The organism is Streptomyces sp. NPDC026673 (assembly GCF_040638135.1).
Classification (GTDB): Bacteria; Actinomycetota; Actinomycetes; order Streptomycetales; family Streptomycetaceae; genus Actinacidiphila.
Map to the genome: position 1 here is coordinate 65,919 of NZ_JBEZXR010000029.1, position 21,261 is coordinate 87,179.

The window sequence follows — 21,261 nt, forward strand, 5'->3', positions numbered from 1 at the left end:
AAGCTCCGAAATCAATTGGGCCGCGGGAAGACGGCGGTAGGTGCGGGTGGCCTTCCGAGGGAATCTTTCGCGCGCGACCTCAGTCGTCCTGGGTGGCAGAGTTCCCACTGCTGCCACCACCGACAGATCCGGATCCTCCGATGCCTCCGGTCCCTCCCAAGCCGACTCCACCGACACCCGACCCGATGCTGACATCGGAGAACATGTCGCTCATCTGTTCTCCGGTGATGCTGCTCAAGTTGTCGTTCTGGGTGCCTTCCAGTGTTTCGACCGTGGATTCCATTCCATGGTTTATCTCACCGAAGACATTGTTCTGTTCGGCAAGGGTTCCATCCAGGGTCGTGGCATCTTCCGCGATTCTGGAGTGAAGTTGCTGGCCACTCGAGAAGCTGTCACTGTTCATCAGGCCGATGGAGAGTATTTTGTCCTGGGCCAGGTCGTTTCCGTTGCTACGACCCACGATCAGATCGGACAGAGACGGACCCTGCCCGGGGTCGTTCCGCCTGATGCGCTTGAGGTCCTCAATGAAATCCGCCAACGGTCCGTCAATAAACTTCCGCATTCCGGCGCTGTCCATGGTGACCTGACCGGGCGTCGGGTTCCCTGCCGCACCCGTGTTCCCGGCGGGTGAGGCACTCGATGATTCCTCAGGCATGCGCTTCAAAACTCCCAAATGTTTATGTGGCCGCTTCAGACGGTGCTGAAGCGGCCAGGGAAAGAAATAAGCGTGCGGCGTCAGCCGCGTACGGTGACCCCCGACCACATCTGACTCAGGGACCGCTCGCTGTACTGGTAGCTGCCACCGATTTCGCTCAGCAACTGAGAGTGGCTGTTGAGCAGACGCTCCAAATCCGCCACCAGCCTATCCCACTCGGCCTTCTTGTTCTGGTACGCCTGCTTGTCCTGACCCTCCCAGCTCTGGCTCAAGGTGTCGCATTCCGCGATAAGGTTCGTGACGGTCTGATCAATGGCGCGAGTCTGCTGCACCATGTTGGCGACCGCGTCGTCGACGTGGCCATAGTCGACGAATATTACTCCGTCTTCGGTAAAATCTGGCATGATTACTCGCCCTTCTTTCGGATGGTCGCGGCTTACTGACCTGACGACATGAGAGTGCTGTACGCGCTGTTCTCTGTCGCTGTCGACGACTGCGCCGTCATGGCCCTGTTGATCAGGTCGGTGTGCTCAGCAAGGAGAGTCTGCTTGCGGGAGGTGGTCTCCTCGAGCGCGTTTACCAGGCCATCTATGGAAATCTTGATGTTATTTGCCTTGCTCAGCCACTCGGTCAGCAACCGGTTGAAGGCGGCTCCGTCTGCGCCGGCATAACCACCCGTGAGGGTCTCGCTGGTGACCTGGACGTCGCTGTTGATCCGGGCGATACCGTCACTCGCCTGCTGCATCGCGTGTACGCCCCTACGCAGAGCCTCACCACTTGACAGCTGACCGTTCATTCTCTCACCAGGCATGGTGAATCTCCTTGCGTTGAATTAAATACCCGAACGAGTACCTCTCCCATGCTGACCGAAATTGAACGCGGGACCGCAGGGAGAAGGTCTGGCAATTGTTCGGCGTCGGACGATTCCGACTTTTCCGGGACGGCAACGCCTCCCGGAAGTTCTTGCACCCCTCAACGTTCAACCCCACAGGTCAACGCTGTGGTCCTGGGGCGCTCGGCCCCCGTCGCGGCCTCAGGGGCAAGGTCCATTCCCGTGGGCAGCATGTTGAGGAGTGTCGACGGCAAGGCGACCACGTCCGCCGGCGTATACCCGAGCGATGTGAGTGCGGCACTCGTCGGCACTCGGTACTTCGCTCCGGTGTCGCTGACCAGGTACGTGGTGTTGCCCACCTCGCTCCCGCCGGCGCCCAGGGCACGTACCAGCGCGCCGTGTCCGGATGGCACGATCACGTGGTCCACGCGGTGACACGCGGGCCGGACGTCGGCGGACTTCGGCACGGAGCGGCCCAGAGTGCCCGCCGCCTCCAGTGACACCGTGACTCGAGGGCCGCGTGCTTCGGGTCGGACGACCGCGCAGACGGCGGATTCGGCAGGAAGAGTTACGGCCTTGGGCGGGGATGCGGGCAAGGTACTCCCGGGCCCGGCATGTTCCGAGCCGGCTGCGAGATGTTCCTTGAGCGACGAGGCATCCAACTCCGCGGCTTGCGTCGTTCTACCCTCGTAGCTCTTCTCCCGGACCGTGGCATCACCCAGCTCGAGCGCCGCCTCGCTGTCGGTGACCGATACGAGCCCCTCTCGCTTCAGGAGGTAGTACTGGGGCGCGGATCCTGGTAGCCGGATCTGGAACACCTGGCCGACCTTGCTGGGCGCTCCGTTCAGTCGGGGGCCCGCCTCACCCAATCCAGGTGGAGTCTTCGGGGACAGCACCGGGCCGAGGGCGAGCGTATCGAGGAACGCCGCCGAGACGGGGAGCGGGACGACCGATCCGTAGCCGAGAGAAACGGCCGCGCCGGACTTCTTGTCGAGCTTCAATCTGCTGCCCCGCCACACCACGTAAGTCTCCCGGTCCGGGCCGGCGACGATCAGGGCCTCGGTGGTGGAGAGCCCGCGGGTCCCGGACGCGCGGTCGACCGCCACCACAGTGGTGGAGCGCATGGTCTGTCGGCCGCCGGACTGATTGGGGCCGGTGGGTTCGGGCACTGCGCACACCTGCCACGGAGCGTCGTTGAGTCTGCCGTTCGTCGGCACCGACTCCGGTGCACCGGGAATCCCGACGGTGGGACCTATCGGGGTGCCCTCGAGTGAGGCGGTGCCGACACTGAAGGTCTTGAGTTCGGCACCGCCGATCAGCCGGGCTGAGGCGTAGTTTCGGACGGGCATGAGGAGTCCGCCGGCGTAGAGGTAGCGCGCGCCGGTCTCCTTGTTGACCACGAGGGTTCCCGGACTCTTCCATGAGGCGTTCCCGCCGGGGCGGAGCATCCCGAGGACCAGTGCTCCGGCGCACAGTAGGCATCCGATCAGGATGCCGATGAAGGTTCCCCGAGTTGTTCTGCTGAGTGGATTTTCCGGTGCGTCGGGTTCGGCGAGCAGCATGCCCGCGGTGAGCCGGCTCATCATGAAGCTGTGAGCCTGGATCTGTTCTCGTTTGCTCTGCATCCCAGTCCGCTAGTACTCGTTGTTCCTGACCGTGGGTATTGCGGTATCGACGTCAGCCATTCATGCCGCGCAGATAGCCGAGGAGGCCCAAGGTCCACAGGGCCAGGGGGAGCATGCTGATGGCGAGGAGCGAATGGAGCAGTTCGGTCGCCCTGCCCCAGTAGGGGAGCATCCGACGGCCCGGCACTGTCCATGTGGCGATCACCAGCAGCGCCACCAAGGCAAGGAGCGCGCCTACGATGTACGTCCGGTTCGCGGGCGGCTGATGGGCCGCAAGTGCGATGACCAGCAGCGCGGCCCCCAAGGTGCCCGGAAGCACGAGGGCGAGCCGCTGCCAGGTGTTGACCATGCCGCGGCCGTGAAGGAGGAGCAACAGGGTCAGAGCAAGGCAGGTGAGTGCCTCGGGGAGGTTGGGACGGCGGGCGAAGGCCAGGAGGCAGCCGACGCCGATGACTCCGACGGCGGCGTAGAGGGCCGTCATCCATTCGGCCGCGAGTTCGGTTCGGGTCGAGACCTCCTGGCTCTGGTGCGGCTCGATGTCCTCCTGCAGTTCCCGAGCGTTTCCAGGGAGTGTCGGCATGCGCATGCCGGCAAGGCTGAAGGAGATCCCGGGTATGAAACTGCCGAGGAGGACGACGAGAACGGCCAGCAGTGCAGCGGCCTGGTCCACGGAGACGTCCAGCAAGGTCATCAGGCCCCCCATGAGAGCCGTTGACACAGTTACCACCATGGAGGAGAGGAAGACGGAGCTGAAGCCGCCGACTGCGGTCAGTGCCAGAAGCGCGGCACCCGAACCCGCCGAACCCACAGCCATCAGCTTGGCACCCAGAACGTGATAACCCTCGGGGCCCGACAGGGAACCTTCGGGAAGTAGCCAACCGGTCACCATCAGGCAGGGCATCGCCATGAAACCCAGTACCACGCCGGTGCTGAGATCCCCCATGGCGTGGCTGGCGGTGGCGGCTCCGGCCAGAAGGAGTACCGCGGCCACCGCGGCAGTGACTGTTCGAGGTTCCGTGGGGCCCCCCGGCCAGATGAGGATGCCGAGTGCGATGAGTACGGCCGTGATCATGAATCCGCGCAGGAGCCGTCGGCTCGTCTCCTCCTTCCAACCGTGCAACCGGTCCCGTGTGACATCGGCGATGCCGGAGACAAGGTCGTCGATGTGCACTGGTGGAAAGGCTTCCCGAAATGGCTTGAGGTGGAGTACCTCACCGTCTTTGAAGCCGAGTGAGTCCAGAGTCGCCTCACCGTCGAGTGGTGCGTCGCCCAGGCGCTGAAGTATCCAGCCGCCGTGGTCGATTCCTTGCTCCTCCAATTCCGTTCCCGCGTAGCGAAGTACGGTCGGGAGGAGGTCTGCGATCGCGACATCGGCGGGCACGGCCAAGTCGAGTGTGCGGTCCGGGACGTGAATGGTGAGGCGGCACAGATTCGCCACCGAGGCTTCGGTCATGGGAACTTAGGCTCTTCTAGGATACGACCAGGTGGGTGCGGCTGCTGTGGCGGCCGGGCTGGAGCGTTGCTGCCGTCCGTCGTCGAGGGGCCCGGATGCACAGCCGAGCCGTTGCGGTATTTCGTTCCGTAACTCGAGACGGACCTGTTCATTTGAGCGAAGACTCTTCCACTTCGACTTGTCCGAGCAGGTCGTCGCCGCTTTTTGTGCGGGCGAAGCAGCGAAAATGAAGGCCATTGCTGCACAGGATGATGAGAAGCGTTGAAGGCACGCGCCCACGACTCTGGATGCGCGTGAACAGCGTCGTCATAGTATGTACCCCCTTATAGGGGGTGCAACGAGGGGCTCAGTGATGTAGATCACAGGTTGCCAACTTCGCTGTTGGGGACAGCCGTTGCGTGAGCGTTGCACGCCTCTCTGGCGCCCGACGCTCCGCCGGTGAGGTCGCCGCCAAGCCCCGTCTGCCTGTTCGCCGCCAGGCCCTCCCGACGGAGTCTCCCCGTGGATCACCTGAGTTCCGCCTGGACGCCTGGGCCCTCAGGCTGGGAGGGAATGGGTTCTTGGGCCGGGGTCGCTCTGTGGCAGCATTTTGTACGTATCTGTTGCGACCTGTGCTCTCCTTCATTGTCAGTGGAGGCTGTTCGGTTCCGGAGGGTGACGTCGACGATCGGGCAGGGGGCTGGGGCGCGTCCGGTACACCTATCGGCTGCGTGTGGCGTCAACAGCGGGTGTCAGCCCGGAGGCTGAGTGGGCGCGTCCTCGGTGGGTGGGTCGAGTGTGTGGCCGTGTCCTGCGAGGCCGATGGCGCGAACACGGCCTCGAGGAACATCGGTACAGCGGTTGACGCTGAGATTGATCACCGTCGGCCAGCACACCGGCTGGGGGCTCTGCTGGGGTTCGCGGTTGAGCAGGCCGAGGCGCACGGGAAGTTCGCCGGGGAGCCGACCCGCCCCGAGCTGGAGCGGTTCTTCTTCCCGCACGACGTCGACCGCTATCTGATTGCGCTGCGGCGCTCCACGCACCACCAACTCGGCTCCGCGCTCCAGATGTGCACGGTGCGCTTCATCGGCCGGTTCCCCCCGGACGGCCCTCTGGACGCGCCGTGGCCGGTGGTCGAGCACTCGGCTGCGCAGCCCGGCATCGAGGAGCCGTCAGTAGTGAAGCGGCACACCGAGCGGTCGAAGGCGGCGTACGAGCACGCGTGGGAGATCCGGGACGCTTACGAGTACCACGAGTACGAGGATGCGGAGTGGTCGCGGCGGTTCCATACGTTCCTGCACGGGCGGGCGTGGACGCACGCCGAGGGCCCGAAGGCGCTGCTCGACCATGCGGCGGGCTGGCTGCGCCGCAATCGGGTGCTGCCGCCTGGGGTGTCGGTGCTGGCCCGGCAGGGGTCGGAGGTACGGAAGATCGCGGAGAAGCGGCTGCGTCGGCCGCCGACGCGGACGACGGGCACGGCTTTCGCCCGCGCGTTGGAGAGGGTGGACGAGATCGACGCGTACCGGTTCTGTAGGTTGAAACTGACGTAGATCCCACCGAACCGGATGGCCGCTTTGGGCCCGTACGCGCTGGGGCCGAAGGCGCTGTTGCTGGAACGGGCTGCGGAGCCGAAGCGCACGGCGATGCTCACCGCGGTGATGCGACACCTGGAGGCGAAGGCGATCGACGAGGCTCTGGACCAGTTCCAGGTCCTGATGGCCACCCGGCTCCTGAACACGGCGACGCGGAAGACGGAGAAGGAACCGGCTGTCGACGCTGCCGCAGCTGGAGAAGGAGTCGCGTACCCTCGCGCGGGCGGCGAAGGTGCTGTTCGAGGAAATGGAGCTGGTTGAGGAGCAGGAGGCGGACCTGGACATGGCCACGCTGTGGGCGGCGCTGGAGGATGCCGCCCCGCGCGCCGCCGTGTGACCGCAGCAGCCACCGTGGTCTCGCTGGTGCCTGAGGACGCGGGCTCGGCCGAAGCCGCCATGCGGGCCGCGCTCGCGAACCGGTACGCGACGGTGTATCCGTTCCTGTCGTTGCTGGGCGAGTCGAAGGCGCTGGACGCGGCGAGCGCCGGCGAGCGGGTCGTGGCCGGGGTGGGGGGCCTTCCGGCGCTGACCCGGCGGAAGGTGGGGGTCAAACCGCTGCTGTCGCGCGAGGTAGACGGCAAGCTCGTGCCGCACGCGTGGCGCAAGGCGGTGTACGCCAACCCAGATCTGCCGCAGGTTGCGGTGGACCGGGACGCGTACGTGGTGTGCGTGTTGGAGCCAGTTGCACAGGGCCCTGAACAGCCGTGACGTGTTCGCCGCTCCGTCGCACCGCTGGTCCAACCCGCGCGCCCGTCTGCTGGACGGGCCCGACTGGGATGCGGTCGAGGGGGACGTGCTTGCCGGGCTGAGCCTGGACATGTCCGTCGAGGAGCATCTGGCGGAGCCGGTGCACGGTCTGGATGCCGGGTGGAATCAGCTCGCCGAGCGTCTGGAGGAGGCGGGGCCGGCGGCGAAGGTGTCCATCAGGGTGCAGGACGACGGGCGGGTGAAGCTGAACGTCGACAAGCTCGGCGCGCTCGGCGAGCCGAAGTCCCCGACCTGGGTGCGGGGACGGGTCGAGAGGATGCTTCCGAAGATCGACCTGCCGGACCTGCTGTTCGGGGTGAACGCCTGGACGGGGTTCCTCGACGCGTTCGTGTACCTCGGGGACGGCACGACCCGGATGAGGGACCTGTCCACCCCAGTGGTCGCGCTGCTGGTGTCGGAGGCGTGCAACAGCGGCCTGACCCCGGTGGTGAATCCCGGCTACGAGGCGCTGGCCCGGGCCGGGTTCGTGCATATCGACCAGTACCGGTATCTCAGCCCTGCGCTAGAAGACCAAGGCGAGCGCGTTCCTCGCGGCGTTCGGACAAGCACAACGAGGACCGGCCCGTCGCTGCCCGCGGACGGCGTCGCCCTCCCGCAGGCGCTCGCCTGTCGTCAAACGATCGTTTGACGACAGGCGAGCCGACGCGTCCAATGAACCCGTCCAATTCGGGGGTTCGGAGCGGCGCGAATCCAATCAGATCCGATGGCGATTGCTGACGGGGTTTGACGACAGACAAGGTCCGATCCTTCGCACGGAAGGGGCCCACGAGTGGCGAAGCTGGTTTACAAGCGGGTCTCGACCGACCGGCAGTAGATCAACCGGCAGAACCTCGTCCTGGACGAGGCCGGGATTGAGGACCAGGTCGTCTTCGAGGAGGACCCAGCCGCCTCCACCCCCTCCGGCGCCCGAAGTCCCGCGCGCTCCTCGACTACGCGCGGCCCGGGGACATCGTGCAGTCCCCGACGTCGTCGGAGCCTCACTCGTGCGGCAGCGGCCGCAAGCGCCCTCAGTTGACGCCCCGACTGCATTGAGTCACCGTGCGAATACCGATCTGCGGAACGGAGGGCAGGGGTCTGGGAGACGCGACGGGCAAATTTCTTGCCCGATTGCACTTGGATTGCTGCCCGCGATGCCCGGTATCCCACGACGGATCGAGCGTTCGGAGAATGTGTGGTCCGTAGCTTTTCGGAGTGGCGGCAACCGCATCTGAAGCCGAGTCGAGCCGGGACTGCTTCGCCGTCGGACCGCATCGGAAGGCGTGACTGACGGAACCTCATATGTGCTGTGTCGCCGGTGACTTCGAGTCTCACGGTGATCCACATCGCATGGACCGTTGCGCCCGGGTGGTGTTATAACTCCTCCATCATCGTTGAGGGAGGTGAACCCTATGAATCCCATCAGCGCATGGCCGAGCCAGTCCGACTGGTTCGACAAGTGGCCGAGCCAGTCCGACTGGTTCTCGGCGTGACCTGTTGGGTGCCTGGCGAAATGCCAGGCACCCAACATTCAGACAATCATTCACGGGTGGCGAACGTCTTGGCCGGGGAAATTGGGATGCGGACCTCGATCGCCCACATCACGGGAGAACTCCTGTGACACTTCCCGACGGGAAGGTAAATTCCCCCGCTGTCGGTGAGCAGACGGAAACGTCTGCTCACCGAAATTTCGCACAAGTTCTTGTTCCGCGACTCCTGGGGAACCGCCCTTTTCGGTGGTACTGGGGAGCGTCGACGATTTCAATGCTGGGGGACGGTGTTTCCCTTGTTGCCATTCCTCTTGTCGCCGCCGTTTCTCTCAATGCAAGTCCCGCGCAAATGGGATTTCTTGGTGTGTTGTTTTGGGTGCCGAGCCTGATCTTCTCGTTGCATGCGGGAGCCTGGGTTGATCGATTGGGGAACCAGCGACTGGTGATGATCGGCGCAAACCTGGGTTCCTTTGCTGCGCTGATCAGTATCCCGGTGACGTTCTCGTGCGGCGTCTTGAGCCTTCCTCAACTCTGGGCATCCGTTTTTCTTGTCGGCTCCTTTTCCGTGCTTTTCACCGTCAGTGACAATGCCTTGTTCGCGTCGCTCGTCCCCCCCGATCGGTATGTAGAGGGACAGTCACTGATGTACGGCAGCCAGTCGGCAGCCTCACTTGCCGGCCCGAGTGCTGGCGGGGTGCTCGTACAGATAATGACCGCCCCGTTTGCAATCCTCGTAGATGCACTTTCCTTCCTCGGGTCGGCCCTCATGCTCGTGCGCGCGCACACGACTGAACCGCCACCAGACTCCGGTGCATCACGTGGGATGTTGGCCGAGTGTCTACGATTCATCATGACGACGGCCACCATTAGGACGGCCCTGGCCACCACCTCCACGGTCAATTTCTTCAGCCTTATGTTTCACACTCTGGTGATTCTTTTCCTCAGTCGAGATCTCCACATGAGTGCTGGTGTCATCGGTCTACTGTTCGCAGGAGAAGCGGCGGGCGGACTCCTCGGTGCCGTTGTCACGAAGGGCGTGGCCAAGAAGATTGGCATCGGTCGTTCTCTGCTACTTGGAGCGGTCTCGATCTCGGCGCCGCTGATTATTGTTCCCTTGATCCGCGAGAGAACCCCGGTCACCGAACTTGCCCTTGCCCTGGTGTTCTTCGGATCCGGCCTCGGCCGCGCGATCCAAAATATTAGCGTGGGCGCAATATTTACCATGGAAGTCCCGAATCGAATGCGTTCCCGGGCCCGGGGTGCCTTCCAGATGGTGAGCTTCGGAGCCCGGCCAGTGGGAGCAGCAATCGGGGGAATTCTTGGTTCAGTCATTGGCTTGCCGTCAACTCTGATGATATCGGCCTGCGGTGGGTTGCTTGTGATTTTCTGGATTCTACCTTCCCGATTGCTGCATTATCGGCAAGCCGGTCAAGGAAGCGCGACTGCCTGAGAAGGATTCCCTGGAGGCTGGCCTGCCGCGGAGTAGCGCCTCTGTGGCGATTTCTGCAGCAGAGTCAGGAACACGGAAAAGTGCCAAGTGCCCCGCAGTTCATGGGCGCGCTGCGCCCGACGCGGAAACTTGTTGATCGACCATTTGTTGGCATGGGAGGGAGAACGGTGAGGGAACAGCGGCTGACTATCGCCGGACATGAGACCGCCTACATGGCATCGGAGGGTACGGGGAGGACCATCATCCTCGTGCACGGGAACTCATCATCCGCACGTGTCTGGCGTCCGCTGCTTGAAAGTGAATTCGGGCAGCGGTTCCGTTGCCTGGCAGTGGACCTGCCTGGCCACGGCGGTTCCGGACGTCGCGAGCACCCTGCGGACTACTCGCTTCGGTCTTATGCCTCACTTCTCGTGGGCTTTGCCGAGGAGTTGGGCGGCGACGATACCGTGATCACCGGTTGGAGCCTGGGCGGGCACATCACCCTCGAAGCGGTGCCGCAACTGCCCGGGGTCGCGGGGTTCGTCCTGTTCGGAACCCCACCGATCGCCGGCCCCGAGGATGTCAGCAGGGCCTTCCTGCCGAATCCCGCAATGAACGCTGGCTTCTCCGCCGAAGTGGATCTCGAGTCAGCGCTGTCCTTCGCGTCGAGTTTCCTGGCCCCCGGTTCGACCGCAGCGACGGACCAGTTCGTCGCGGACATACTCGCCACCGATGGCGCGGCCCGCGCCGGCCTCCTTGCAAGCCTCGAGTCCGGCGCATTTACCGATGAGGTCGCCGTCGTGGCGGATCTGACGCGGCCCCTGGCGGTGCTGCAGGGTGAGGGCGAGCAACTCGTCAGCCTGGACTACCTTCGCGGGCTTGCCATGCCGACGCTCTGGCGCGGGGCGGTACAGATTCTCCCGGGCGTCGGACACGCCCCGCACGTTGAGGCACCCCTGGACTTCGCGGACGTACTCACTCGATTCATCGACGACCTGGACTAATCCCTACGCCCGTTGGCCGGTCCGCACTCAACGGTGCGGGCGGCCGCGGGGCAGAGTCCACTCTCGCCTTCCCCATTCCGCTCCGAGCCAAGAGACGACGTTGACGTGAACGAAACGAGTGTGGGCCGCAGGCGCCTGCTGAAGATGTTCGGGTTGAGTGCCACCGCGACGACGGCTGCCATTGTGCAGGCAGACCCGGTGCTGGCGGCCACCCTTGGGTACGACGAGAGAATCGGAGTCGCACCCGCTACCTACGAACCCCCTGGTGGCCTCGCCAAGGACTCCGCGGCGAAGAAGACCGCACTCGACTGGATCCGGGCGAACGAGGGCGTGATCACCAAGCTGAGCGACGCGGTATGGCAGCATGCCGAACTGTCTCTGCGTGAATGGAAGTCCTCCTTGGCCACTGCCCGCCTGCTGACCAAAAACGGCTTCACCATCGAATGGGGGTCTGCCGGCCTCCCGACCGCTTTCGTCGCCACCTACGGCAACAGCGGTCCTGTCCTGGGTTTCAACGCCGAGTACGACGCCTTGCCAGGCCTATCCCAGAAACAGGGAGTGCCGACGCACGATCCGCTGGTCTACAACTACGACGCCTACGGCCCGTCATACGGTGCAGGACATGGCGACGCCCACAACGCCCTCGGCGCGGGCGGCACGGCCGCCGCCATTGCCGTCGCCCATGCGATCCGCACGCACGGGCTGAAGGGGACGGTCAAGCTATTCGGCAGCGCGGGCGAGGAACAATTGGTTGGCAAGGCGTACGCAGTGAAGGCCGGTGTCTACGGCGGCCTTGACGCCTTCCTCGATTGGCATCCGTTCAACATCACGGTCCCGTTCTGGAACACCACAAGCGCCCTGATCTCGGCGACCTTTACCTTCCTTGGTGCCTCCGGCCACGGCGGCACACCCCTGGGAAACCGGAGCGGACTCGACGGTGCCTTGCTGATGGCGACGATGTCCGAGTACCTGCGGGAGAAGAACGTTGCGCCATCGGGCCGCTTCCACTACGCGATCATCCACGGTGGTGGCGCCCCCAATGTGACTCCCGACATGTGCTCGATCTGGTTCTTCGTCCGCGAGGGGAGCCCGGACCGCGCCCGGATCCTGTATGACAAGATCGTGGAGTGTGCGAAGGCAGCCGCCCAGGCCAGCCAGACGCGTCTGGTCCACAAATTTCACTCCGCCACATGGAACCTGCTGGCCAACAAAGCCGGCGCGGAACTCCTCAACGACAATATGCGACAGATCGGCCCCCCGGCGTTCACCGAGAGGGACCACGCGTTGGCGAAAGCCGTGCAGAAGGCCCTCGGCCGACCGGAGGTGGGCATGCCCACCGAGCTCACCCCGCTCGCACCGCCCGCAGCCAGCTACAGCGGTGGCTTGGCCACCGACACGGCGGACATCAGCTGGCAGGCACCGACCGCGGTGCTGCTGTCGGCTGCCTACCCGTCAGGCGTCCCGAACCACAACTGGGGCGTCACCGCGACGGCCGCCACCAACATCGGCCACCAGGGCATGCTGTCCGCCGCCCGCTACCTGGCGGCCGGCGCTGTAGACCTCATTGACCAGCCTGACCGCCTGGAAGCCATGAAGCAGGAGTTCAAGGGGAGGACCGCTGGGATCCACTGGACGTCCATGATCCCCGATGGCACCCAGCCGCCCCTGTACGAGCCGCCCGCGGACTTTCTGCGCCGGACCGGGCAGAGCTGGCCGCCCGAGGGCATGACGTGGCCAGTGCCTCAAGTTGTGGCCACGGAGCAACTCGGCACCACCGGCCCCAACCTTCCTCCGGTGACCTGATCCCTCCCGCATCAACCGCCCGGCCGTCGCGGGTCCCACAGGGACGGGGCGATGACTCAGTCCTGCGCCCGGGTAGCGGGACAGAGGCGTGTTTCAGCCAGTTCGCATCACGGCTCGATGCCTGAGCCTTGGGTCCTGACCAGACGGAGAAGACGCTCAGGGAAGCGCCACCGGCGGCAGAGCGGGCGGGCTCTACCGGAAGCGCACGCAAGCCGTTGGAACGGCTACCTGGCGTCCCCACGCCTGTTGAGATCGCCATGACCTCGGATCGGAGGCAACAGAGAGTTGGATCTCATGCATTGTGCCGTCGATGAATGGACCGGAAAATGAAATAAGTCCTGGATCAGTCGATCCAGCCGTTTGCCGCGGGCGTTGACCTACCCGGCCTGAACTTGTGGGGCGCGAGGTAGCCGAGGGTCAAGCGACAGGCGATTCAAGCGTCATGACCCCGAACGTGTCTATTTCAAATGGCGGTTGGGCATCGAGCCGACCCTGCTCGTGCCTTCCACACGCAGGGGCCGGAACCCCCGGGTGCCCGTGTGCATGCTAATGATGTGAGCCATGATTTTCCCCTCTACCACTGATCCAGCACTTCCTACGGATGCAACCGGTCGTCGCCCGGCGTCGTATTGGCGCTTGCACGGGATACTCTCGCTCATCTCGCTGATGATCGTGCTGGTGTCCATCAACAGGAAGAGCAGCGTCACCAGCTCGTTTGTGGCAGCCAATCAGTTCCTGCGCTGGACTGAGATGAACAACATGATCTTGGGCCTGTCCACGGTGGTGCTGTACTTCCATCTCTCCTCCCACCTGGTGGTCACCTCCGGGCGAGAACAGGCACGGGCACGGAAGGCACTGGGTGCCATATTCGTCATCGGCACCTACGTGTACGGGCTCAGCTTCGGAAACCATGAGGTGACAAATTATTTGCACGGACGGTTCTGCGCGTCGACGCCGTCACGGCTCTGCGACATCATCGCCTTCAACGATGACAATTTCTCCGATTTTTTGTTCCTTGCCGGTTTCTCAGTGCTCAACGTCGTGGTGATGGCGACGCAGGTGCGTTTCCCGTCACACAGGTTGTTGAGTGTGTGGGACAATGTCCTGATCGCCATCAACGCACTGTTCGTCAGCGCGGGCATCGTGGCCAACCTGGCCTTTGAGAAGGCCGTTTTCGATCCCTATGTTGTTGCGATGGTTGCCGTGCTCGCCCTGGCCCTGCTTATTCGTTCTCCCCGGCAGCCAATACTCCGCTACTACACCGTGGCCTACGCGTTCGGACTCATCATCACGGTTGTGATCAAATCGCAGTGACCGTCCATGCGACTGGCCGCCCTTCGGGCGTCCTCGGTTCGATCACATCGCACTTCTGCTCCCCGTGCCCACGGGGATGATCCCGCTCCCGCGCTGGGACCGATGACAGATGCGGCGTCGGCCGAGGTGCGGTGACAGCACCGGGGCCCGGGCACCGATGGTGCCGGGCTATAGAGCTGGGTGGGCGATGGAGCCAGGCAAGCGGACATGTGGGTGCCCGTCGTTGCCACTCCTTTATGTACTTTGCGCTTGCCGGGGCTACCAGGACTATCCGCAGTGTTCCGGCGTTCAGGCCGGAGGTGAAGCGGATCTCGATGCTGGAGGCGCTATGCGCCGGCTCTTCCTGTGTGCCTACCCACTTGTAGTGCCTGATGTCGTGGGGTGCTGACAGACCGTGATTGTCGCGGTGCATCACGGTCATGAGGTGCGCGCAGGGTGGTGGGCTGACTGCCGAGCGGAGGGCATTCCGCAAGCGGATCCGTCTGGACACGGGCGAGATGTTCGCGGCCGGTGGTGATAGCGCCGAAGTGGCGAAGCTGCTGCGCGCGCATGCGCGCTTGGTGCAGCACCGTGCCCGGGGTGTGCCTGTTGTTGCACCGGCACGGCTGGTCGCCTCAGGTTCCGGATCGCAGGGCGGTGCAGTGCCACGATGAGGCGGTCGCGACGTGGGTGAAGGAGACTTGGCCGGCCGTGGAACCACCGCGGCGGCGCTCGGGGCCTGGTGTCGGCGTACACGTGAACGTGCCCAGTCCCGTACGGATGAACGTGCTCAGTCCGTGAGGTGCGGGATGCTGTTGCTGGGCAACTGCTGCTTGATCTGTTGGGGCGGCAGAGGGCGGCTGGTCATGGTTTTGGACCCTCATCGGTGGTTGGAGCTTCGCCGGTTCCGTGGTCTGTACGAGTCCGGTGCGATCAGCCTGTCGGAGATCGCGAAGGAGACCGGTCTGAACCGTCGGACGGCCCGGAAGTACCTGTCAGCCCAGGCCCCGGTCGCGCCGCCGCGGCGGCCAGTCAACGGCCGGTCTCGCAAGCGGGTGGTCGACGAGGTCGCACCGCTGATCGACGCGATGCTGCGAGCGGAGATCACGATCAAGGGTGCGGTCGTCCACGAGCGGCTGGCCCAGGCGTACCAGTCACCGGCAACTACCAGCGTGTGAAGCTCTACCTGCAGGAAGCCCGGCCCCGAATCGCAGAGGAACTCGGCATCGCTCCCGGCGACCTGGCGGGCCTGCACCGCCGGTTCGAGGTCATTCCCGGCGCGCAGGCACAAGTGGACTGGGGTGACGAGGGCAAGATCCTCGCCCACGTCGGGATCCCGAAGGTCTACTCGTTCCACATGGTCTTGTCCTACTCGCGTGACCCGTTCTGCTGCTTCACCACCAGCCAGGACCTGGCCACCTTCTTCGACTGCCACCGCCAGGCGTTCGCCCACTTCGGCGGGGTCCCGATGTCGATCGTCTACGACCGCACCAAGACGGTAGTTCGTCGGCATGTCGCCCCAGGTGAGGCCGTTCCCCTGCATCCGGAAGCGGTCGCGTTCGCCGGGCATTACGACTTCGACATCGACGTCCTGGCGGCCTACCGCCCCACCGGGAAAGGCCGGGTCGAGCGCCAGGTCGACATCGTCCGGGACCACGTCCTGGCCGGCCGGGCCTTTGCCTCCATCGAGGAGATGAACTCAGCGTTCATGGCCTGGGTGCCCCTTCGGCGGGCCCGGACCCACCGCACCCACGGCGAGGTCATCGGCCTGCGGGCTGTCAGGGATCACATGGCCTTGCGGCCGCTGCCAGAAACGCCCTATGTCGTCACTCAGCGGCACCTGCGGCCGGTCGGCAAGGACTGCCTCGTCGCGTTCGCCGGAAACCTCTACTCGGTGCCGGCCCGCAAGGTCCGTGCCCGCCAGCTCATCGAGGTCCGGGCGACGAAGTCCCAGGTCATGCTCCATGCCACCACCGCCGATGCCGAGGGCTCCACGTTGCTGGCCGCCCACCCCCGAGCGGTCGGCAGAGGTGTCCGCGTCGTCGACGAGAAGCACTGGGACGGTCTGCCAGACGGCAGGAACCGCCGTGTCACCACCGGCGACATCGTCCCCAGGCCCCGCCAGGAGGCGCCCCTGGGCGAGGAGGCCGGACCGCTGCAGGCCCTCCTGACCCGGGCCACGGCCGCCAACGTTCAGGTCGGACGCCGTCCGCTGTCCGTCTATGACGAGCTGACCGGCACCCGCCCCTTCACCACCGCCGCCGACAAGCAGGAGCCGTCTTGAGCGAGCTGACCGGCAACCGCATCCGCACCACGGCCGCGAAGCTCGGCCTGCCCCACCTGGCCGAAGCCCTGAACCAATACGCACAGCGGGCCGACGAGGCCAAGATGGGCTACCTCGACTTCCTCGACCTGGTCCTCTCCGAGGAACTGGCCGTCCGCGACGACCGCCGCTTCCGCCAGGGACTGCGGCTGTCGAAGCTCCCGCACCACAAGACGCTGGAGGACTACGACTTCTCCTTCCAGCCCGAACTCGACCCGCGCAAGGTCAAGGACCTCGCCACCCTCTCCTTCGTCGAGGCCAAAGCGAACGCCGCCCTGCTCGGGCCGCCCGGGGTCGGCAAGACCCACATCGCCGTCGCCCTCGCGGTCGCAGCCTGCCGGGCCGGCTACTCGATCTACTTCACCAGCCTCGACGACATGGTCCGCAACCTCACCGCCGCCGAAGCCGCAGGACGCCTGACCAGCAAACTCGGCACCTACCTGCGCCCCAGCGTCCTCGTGGTGGACGAGGTCGGCTACCAACCCCTGGAACGAACGGAGGCCAACCTCGTCTTCCAGGTGATCTCCAAACGCTACGAAAAGGGCTCCATCATCCTGACCTCGAACAAGACCTTCAGCGAATGGGGCCAGGTCTTCGGCGACGAGGTACTGGCCACCGCCATCCTCGACCGACTGCTTCACCACTGCGACGTCATCTCGATCAACGGCCCCAGCTACCGGATCAAGAACCGGCTCGCCGCCATCGAACGAGACACCCAAGTGGCCTGACCAGCAAGAACGGCGGAGCCTGTCACCGGATGACAGAAATCTCCGGAAGCGGCTGCTGCCATTCACCCAGCTCCGCAACGAGTACCCGGCGGGCCAGCCGCCGGGCCTGAATCCACCCCTCATCGACGGACAACGCGTCCCTCATCCACCGATCAGCGTTTCCCGCACCGCTCATCTCGCTGAGAACAGCGTCGATCTCCCGCAGATCAGGCAGGACACCGCGACCGAGTCGCCCCTCTTCCACCAGCGCCTCAGCCATGCGAAAGGCATGATCGAAGTCCAGGGCGATCTCATCCGTCACCACGTCGTGCTTGGCCAGCCAGGCAACCTGGGCCTGGGCATCAGCCGCCAGCACGGTCAGCGACTCGAGCAACAAGCGCCGACGGAACAAGGGATCAGGACTCTCCACAGCACGATCGTCGCACGCGTCCACCTGTTCCGGACCGCAAACGAACACCCGGCTGAGCACATTCATCCGTACTTCGTTGAGCACTTTTACGAGTACGCCGACACCTGGACCGTCTTCGCCGACGAGGCCGGGTTCTCGATGACGCCGCACACCGCCCGCACCTGGTCACGTACAGGCGTCACCCCGGTGATCCGGGTCAACGGCGGCAGCAGACGTCACCTTTCAGGAGCCGCCTCGGTCTGCATGTACTCGATCGAGGCGAACTCCCGGCCTCGCCAGAACGAGTCGCGGACATAGGGCATCGGCTGCTCGACCTGCGGCTTGTCCTTTGGCTTCGCCGCCCGGGCCGGATTGACCAACGCACCCTAATGGGCGGTGAGCTCGACGCAATCTCAATCGATTCTTTGGTCGTAGAGGTCAGGCTTGTCGACACTGGTCTTCAGGCTGTCCGGAACGAGCCGGCGCGGGACATCGCCGAAGTAGCGGAAGGCCGCAACGTGGGCTTCCGTCCTTGCGTGCTGCCCCAGGTGCAGCACCGGCCGGACGAACATGTGCCGCGAGCACGGCAGCACCATCACGCACGAATGCCCAGACCCGGTGGCGTATCTCGGTCGGCAGCGGGCTGGGATGCCCCGCATCAGGCGCGAGCGCGAGGCCGCGTCGACGCTGAACCACACCACCCGGGGATTGCGGCTCAAGGACGGGCGTCTGTACCCGACCGGCGGCGTCGCGGTGACCCTGTGTGGTCCCGCGACCCGTCGGACCACCCCACCTCGGTACGCGTTCACCGCGACAGCCTCGGCCACTGTGACGCCCCGTTGGTCGTCGTCCGGTTGCAGCCGGGCCCGCCACTGGAGTGGTGCTTGGCGTGGCCTGGGGCGTGAGGGAGGCCGTCACCGCCGACGACACCCAGGGCCTGCCGCACGCCCAGCACGCGGAGACCGCTGCGCAGCGACTCCGGTGGTATGAGCCGACGACAACCCGGCGTGGGCCAGTTTGTGGGCAGGCTGCGTCCAGCGGCTATCGGCACATGTGTGGACGCAAGTCGCGAAGCTGCACAAGACGGTGGCGCGTCAGCGGCAGGGTGCCGTTCGCAAAGGGCCAAGCGCGTGGACCGGCCATGATGCGATCGCGGTCGAGGACTTCCGGCCGAAGTTCCTTCCGAGGATCACCATGGCCCGCAAGGTGACGAAGGCCGCGATCAGCGCCACGACAACGGCCCGAGGCGCTCAGCCCGAGGTGCCCTGTCGGAGGACGACGAGGCTGACCGGGACTGCCCAAATCGGCGTGGACCGAACAGCCCGGGGCCCTTGCCACCGGACTGTTCAACCCGCTCCAGCTAAACAAGATTAGAAGCCGCTGGATCCGTAGACCTTACGAGCGTGCGCGGCGAAGGCACGCGGCCCCACTATGGGCATGACAAGGCGTGGGACGAGCGGGGCGGTGGACAGCATCAAGGTGACGACCTCGGGCTCCGCAAGCGATGCCAGCATGCCGAAGATAATGGGTAGCTTCTTCTTGGGGAGGCCGTTGATGGCATGGTTTCCCAGCTCGTGCCATTCGGCCGCCGTCAGGTACTGGTCGACTACGGGCAGTATCTCTGCTTCTTCGACAGCAAGGTGTTCCGTCAACTTCTTGCCGAGGGCACGCAGCACCGCGGCGAGTTCGTCGCGGTCGGACGCGCCAGCACTGCTTCGCCACCGTGCGAGCGAGCCGGAGGATTCCACGATCAGGCCGTCAATCTCGGCATGATGCTCCTCCATGAGTGCCAGAGGGGGAGCCAGGTAACGTGGTGCCCGTTCTGTGATTTTTGGCCACAGAAGTACGTCCTCGCCCTTGTGGTGCAGATGCAGGAACTCTTCGATGAGCTGAATGTGATCGGCTACGACGGCGGCCCTGTTTGTATCGCCAGGTGTGACTGAGAGCACGAGGTTGGGCATCCGGTCGTAGACCCTGCGGAAGGCTTCGTGGACGACGAGCATGTCTCGGATGTCGGCGCGCCCGTGAGCGTTGGTCACGGTTCTCCTTCGGTGGTGGGCGGTGTCGGAAACGCCTCGCCTAGGTGGCGGGCAAGTGAAAGAGGGCAAGGGCATCACGACCGGACCCCGCAACGGGGAAGAGGGATCGGGGCGGTCTGCTACCGGGCTTCGCAAGTCCATCGGGTGCTGTACTCGCCAACATCGATGAACCGATCCTCCCCGACCGGTTGTCGACATAGCCCGGCGGCGCTGTCGCGTGCGGAGTGTTGTCGGGCCAGCGGCGAACGGCTTCCCGAGGTGCCGGGTGTCGTAAGCCTGTCGCGATGCGCAGGAGCATGTTTTGCAAGGGCGCGTCAGTTTCGACGGCGAGCAACTTTAGCCGTATCCCTTTATACAGGTTACCGGGCCATCCGATCAATCTGAGGTTCTCGCCGACAAGACAGAGAGCGGCGACCGCGCCACGCCCGGCGCCGCAACGGATCGGTATACCAGGGTTGCCCGTCGAGTGAAGGCGACAGTGCGGGCCGGCGGTGACCGCGTGGATTTGGCTGTGCCCGTGGTGCCGGGTCGTCAGCGAGGCGCGCTGGAAGTGGCTGGACCCGCGGCTGGCGGTAGTCTCGTTCTCCGGGAGCCTTTGATTGGCCTGAATGCGCAGCGGATTGCCCGGATCTGCGGTGGCAGTCGGGCAGAACCGGGGAAGCCATGCCTGAGTCGGTGGGAGTGTTGAGACTGGTCGGCTTCTAATCGGCTGTGCTATGGCCCTGGCCCACGTCAAAGGATCGATTCCATCCGCTTTCGGCCACTATGTAAACTTCGGGATCATCGCAGATGATCTCCTGAAGCTGTCGGCCAATCTTTTCCATGCATGCCCCCATCGGCCCTCCCGCAATCAGCGGGTGTGCCGCCGCAGTCTGGAGACCCACCATGAGAATCCATGCTTCCTGTCGCGGCATGTCGAGCGTCACAGGGGCCATGTCGCCCCACCTTGCATAGGCATCGCGCATTGGCTTCAGGCCAAGCGAGTCGCCTCCAGGACCGTTCAAATTTCCTGACATGCAATTCCGCTTCCGTTGATCTTCGTCCAGTGATGGGCCGGAGTGGACGGTTTCGCCATACGGCACCGAATGGAAAAGCTGATCGCTCCCGATGGAACTTTACTGGAAGTCAGAAGCTCCGGATCCGTCCTGAGGCATCCGGGGGAGGGGATTGGGCAGCGAGGGGCCTATTCGGTACGACGGCCGCCCCGCCAAGTCCAGTGCCGTTGACGGAGACACTCCGGCACAACCATGACCGCTTTGTGGTCAACAGGGCGAATGGCCTTGCCGAATCCAACAGGGCCTTGACCCCTGATCTTGGACATCCGAGACACTGAGTCCCGAGGATCCGAGAACGGACATCTCATGGTCATGAAGAACTATCCGCCGCAGTTCAAGGCGGACGCGGTCGCGTTGTATCAATCGCGGGTCGCTGCCGATTTGGGGGTCAACCGCGAAACCTTGCGGAACTGGGTCCGGGCGGCCGGTGCGAGCCGGCCCCGGGGCGCCGGGTGGAGGTGCCCGCTGAGCCGCCGACGCCGTTGGGCCGCGAACGCCCGACCCACTGCGGTGTTCGGCCGTGGGGGCTGGCCCTCCCCGCTGGGGCCGACGTTCGCGGAGCGCGATCGGATCGACAAGACCATGCACCTGCTCGTCCTGGCCGACCCCCGACGACACCTACCGCCGATTGATGTATCGGCAGCCACCTGTGCAGGAGTCCCGCCGACGTCTCGCCCCGAGCGCAATGCCACGGGGGTCGGGGTCAGACCCGCCAGGCATATCGAGGGGGCCAGGGGGACCAGCTCGCCGCCCTCGGCCTGGTGCTCAACGCCGTGGCGCTGTTGAACACCCGCTACCTGGATGCTGCCGTCGCCCAGCTCCGCGCAGA

At 64.8% G+C, this 21,261-nt stretch carries 15 protein-coding genes and 5 pseudogenes; 10 read left to right on the forward strand and 10 right to left on the reverse strand.

Translation table 11 applies throughout. The features are described 5' to 3' along the window. Positions 1-79: 79 nt before the first annotated feature. The 6 genes from AB0F62_RS20815 to AB0F62_RS20840 all read right to left on the reverse strand — a co-directional run bounded on the left by AB0F62_RS20815 (position 80) and on the right by AB0F62_RS20840 (position 4,875). The gene (locus AB0F62_RS20815) at positions 80-655 is read right to left on the reverse strand and encodes a type VII secretion system-associated protein (RefSeq protein ID WP_361800800.1); all 576 of its coding nucleotides are present in this window, start codon (positions 653-655) and stop codon (positions 80-82) included. An 80-nt stretch (positions 656-735) separates the two neighbouring features. Next, on the reverse strand, positions 736-1,059 hold the full coding sequence (locus AB0F62_RS20820) for a WXG100 family type VII secretion target (RefSeq protein ID WP_361800803.1): 324 nt from the start codon (positions 1,057-1,059) through the stop codon (positions 736-738). 32 nt (positions 1,060-1,091) lie between these two features. Beyond that, complete coding sequence (locus tag AB0F62_RS20825) at positions 1,092-1,466, reverse strand: hypothetical protein (RefSeq protein ID WP_361800806.1); 375 nt, start codon at positions 1,464-1,466, stop codon at positions 1,092-1,094. A 161-nt stretch (positions 1,467-1,627) separates the two neighbouring features. Continuing rightward, on the reverse strand, positions 1,628-3,112 hold the full coding sequence (eccB, locus tag AB0F62_RS20830) for a type VII secretion protein EccB (RefSeq protein ID WP_361800809.1): 1,485 nt from the start codon (positions 3,110-3,112) through the stop codon (positions 1,628-1,630). Positions 3,113-3,164: 52 nt separating this feature from the next. Then, positions 3,165-4,565 (reverse strand): type VII secretion integral membrane protein EccD, encoded by a 1,401-nt coding sequence (gene eccD, locus AB0F62_RS20835; protein WP_361800812.1) that lies wholly within the window; start codon positions 4,563-4,565, stop codon positions 3,165-3,167. Positions 4,566-4,713: 148 nt separating this feature from the next. Continuing rightward, positions 4,714-4,875, reverse strand: coding sequence for a hypothetical protein (locus AB0F62_RS20840; RefSeq protein ID WP_361800815.1), 162 nt, complete (start codon positions 4,873-4,875; stop codon positions 4,714-4,716). A 577-nt stretch (positions 4,876-5,452) separates the two neighbouring features. Between AB0F62_RS20840 and AB0F62_RS20845 the strand changes: the two are divergent. The 8 genes and pseudogenes from AB0F62_RS20845 to istB all read left to right on the forward strand — a co-directional run. Further along, a pseudogene (locus AB0F62_RS20845) lies at positions 5,453-7,388 on the forward strand (DUF4158 domain-containing protein); the annotation flags it as partial. 1,109 nt (positions 7,389-8,497) lie between these two features. Continuing rightward, positions 8,498-9,820 carry an MFS transporter gene (locus AB0F62_RS20850; protein ID WP_361800818.1) on the forward strand — a complete coding sequence of 441 codons (1,323 nt, stop codon included), beginning with the start codon at positions 8,498-8,500 and terminating at the stop codon, positions 9,818-9,820. Positions 9,821-10,032: 212 nt separating this feature from the next. Next, positions 10,033-10,803 (forward strand): alpha/beta hydrolase, encoded by a 771-nt coding sequence (locus tag AB0F62_RS20855; protein ID WP_361800869.1) that lies wholly within the window; start codon positions 10,033-10,035, stop codon positions 10,801-10,803. A gap of 105 nt (positions 10,804-10,908) precedes the next feature. Continuing rightward, positions 10,909-12,606 (forward strand): amidohydrolase, encoded by a 1,698-nt coding sequence (locus AB0F62_RS20860; RefSeq protein WP_361800821.1) that lies wholly within the window; start codon positions 10,909-10,911, stop codon positions 12,604-12,606. Positions 12,607-13,167: 561 nt separating this feature from the next. Next, positions 13,168-13,920 (forward strand): hypothetical protein, encoded by a 753-nt coding sequence (locus tag AB0F62_RS20865; RefSeq protein ID WP_361800824.1) that lies wholly within the window; start codon positions 13,168-13,170, stop codon positions 13,918-13,920. Between the two features lie 549 nt (positions 13,921-14,469). After that, on the forward strand, positions 14,470-14,700 hold the full coding sequence (locus AB0F62_RS20870) for a winged helix-turn-helix domain-containing protein (RefSeq protein ID WP_361800827.1): 231 nt from the start codon (positions 14,470-14,472) through the stop codon (positions 14,698-14,700). Positions 14,701-14,765: 65 nt separating this feature from the next. Next, positions 14,766-16,183: pseudogene (gene istA, locus AB0F62_RS20875) on the forward strand (IS21 family transposase). Beyond that, on the forward strand, positions 16,180-16,950 hold the full coding sequence (gene istB, locus AB0F62_RS20880) for an IS21-like element helper ATPase IstB (RefSeq protein WP_361800830.1): 771 nt from the start codon (positions 16,180-16,182) through the stop codon (positions 16,948-16,950). Before istA ends, istB begins: the two are co-directional and overlap by 4 nt. A 22-nt stretch (positions 16,951-16,972) precedes the next feature. On the opposite strand, the gene AB0F62_RS20885 is transcribed toward istB, so the two are convergent. From AB0F62_RS20885 to AB0F62_RS20900, 4 genes and pseudogenes are all read right to left on the reverse strand, one after another. Continuing rightward, complete coding sequence (locus AB0F62_RS20885) at positions 16,973-17,443, reverse strand: hypothetical protein (protein ID WP_361800833.1); 471 nt, start codon at positions 17,441-17,443, stop codon at positions 16,973-16,975. Positions 17,444-17,598: 155 nt separating this feature from the next. Beyond that, a pseudogene (locus AB0F62_RS20890) lies at positions 17,599-17,943 on the reverse strand (IS21 family transposase); the annotation flags it as partial. 765 nt (positions 17,944-18,708) lie between these two features. Continuing rightward, on the reverse strand, positions 18,709-19,377 hold the full coding sequence (locus tag AB0F62_RS20895; RefSeq protein WP_361800836.1) for a hemerythrin domain-containing protein: 669 nt from the start codon (positions 19,375-19,377) through the stop codon (positions 18,709-18,711). A gap of 701 nt (positions 19,378-20,078) precedes the next feature. After that, positions 20,079-20,312 (reverse strand): hypothetical protein, encoded by a 234-nt coding sequence (locus AB0F62_RS20900; RefSeq protein ID WP_361800839.1) that lies wholly within the window; start codon positions 20,310-20,312, stop codon positions 20,079-20,081. A 426-nt stretch (positions 20,313-20,738) separates the two neighbouring features. On the opposite strand from AB0F62_RS20900, the pseudogene AB0F62_RS20905 reads away from it, so the two are divergent. Both AB0F62_RS20905 and AB0F62_RS20910 read left to right on the forward strand, forming a co-directional pair. Continuing rightward, positions 20,739-20,852, forward strand: a pseudogene (locus tag AB0F62_RS20905) (transposase); the annotation flags it as partial. A gap of 105 nt (positions 20,853-20,957) precedes the next feature. Continuing rightward, positions 20,958-21,256, forward strand: a pseudogene (locus tag AB0F62_RS20910) (Tn3 family transposase); the annotation flags it as partial. Positions 21,257-21,261 lie beyond the last annotated feature (5 nt).

Excerpts from the sequence above, each read along its gene's own strand:
- AB0F62_RS20815 (WP_361800800.1), bottom strand. The coding sequence starts at position 655 with ATGCCTGAGGAATCATCGAGTGCCTCACCCGCCGGGAACACGGGTGCG.
- AB0F62_RS20820 (WP_361800803.1), bottom strand. The coding sequence starts at position 1,059 with ATGCCAGATTTTACCGAAGACGGAGTAATATTCGTCGACTATGGCCAC.
- AB0F62_RS20825 (WP_361800806.1), bottom strand. The coding sequence starts at position 1,466 with ATGCCTGGTGAGAGAATGAACGGTCAGCTGTCAAGTGGTGAGGCTCTG.
- eccB (WP_361800809.1), bottom strand. The coding sequence starts at position 3,112 with ATGCAGAGCAAACGAGAACAGATCCAGGCTCACAGCTTCATGATGAGC.
- eccD (WP_361800812.1), bottom strand. The coding sequence starts at position 4,565 with ATGACCGAAGCCTCGGTGGCGAATCTGTGCCGCCTCACCATTCACGTC.
- AB0F62_RS20840 (WP_361800815.1), bottom strand. The coding sequence starts at position 4,875 with ATGACGACGCTGTTCACGCGCATCCAGAGTCGTGGGCGCGTGCCTTCA.
- AB0F62_RS20855 (WP_361800869.1), top strand. The coding sequence starts at position 10,033 with ATGGCATCGGAGGGTACGGGGAGGACCATCATCCTCGTGCACGGGAAC.
- AB0F62_RS20865 (WP_361800824.1), top strand. The coding sequence starts at position 13,168 with ATGATTTTCCCCTCTACCACTGATCCAGCACTTCCTACGGATGCAACC.
- AB0F62_RS20870 (WP_361800827.1), top strand. The coding sequence starts at position 14,470 with ATGCGCGCTTGGTGCAGCACCGTGCCCGGGGTGTGCCTGTTGTTGCAC.
- AB0F62_RS20900 (WP_361800839.1), bottom strand. The coding sequence starts at position 20,312 with ATGGCCCCTGTGACGCTCGACATGCCGCGACAGGAAGCATGGATTCTC.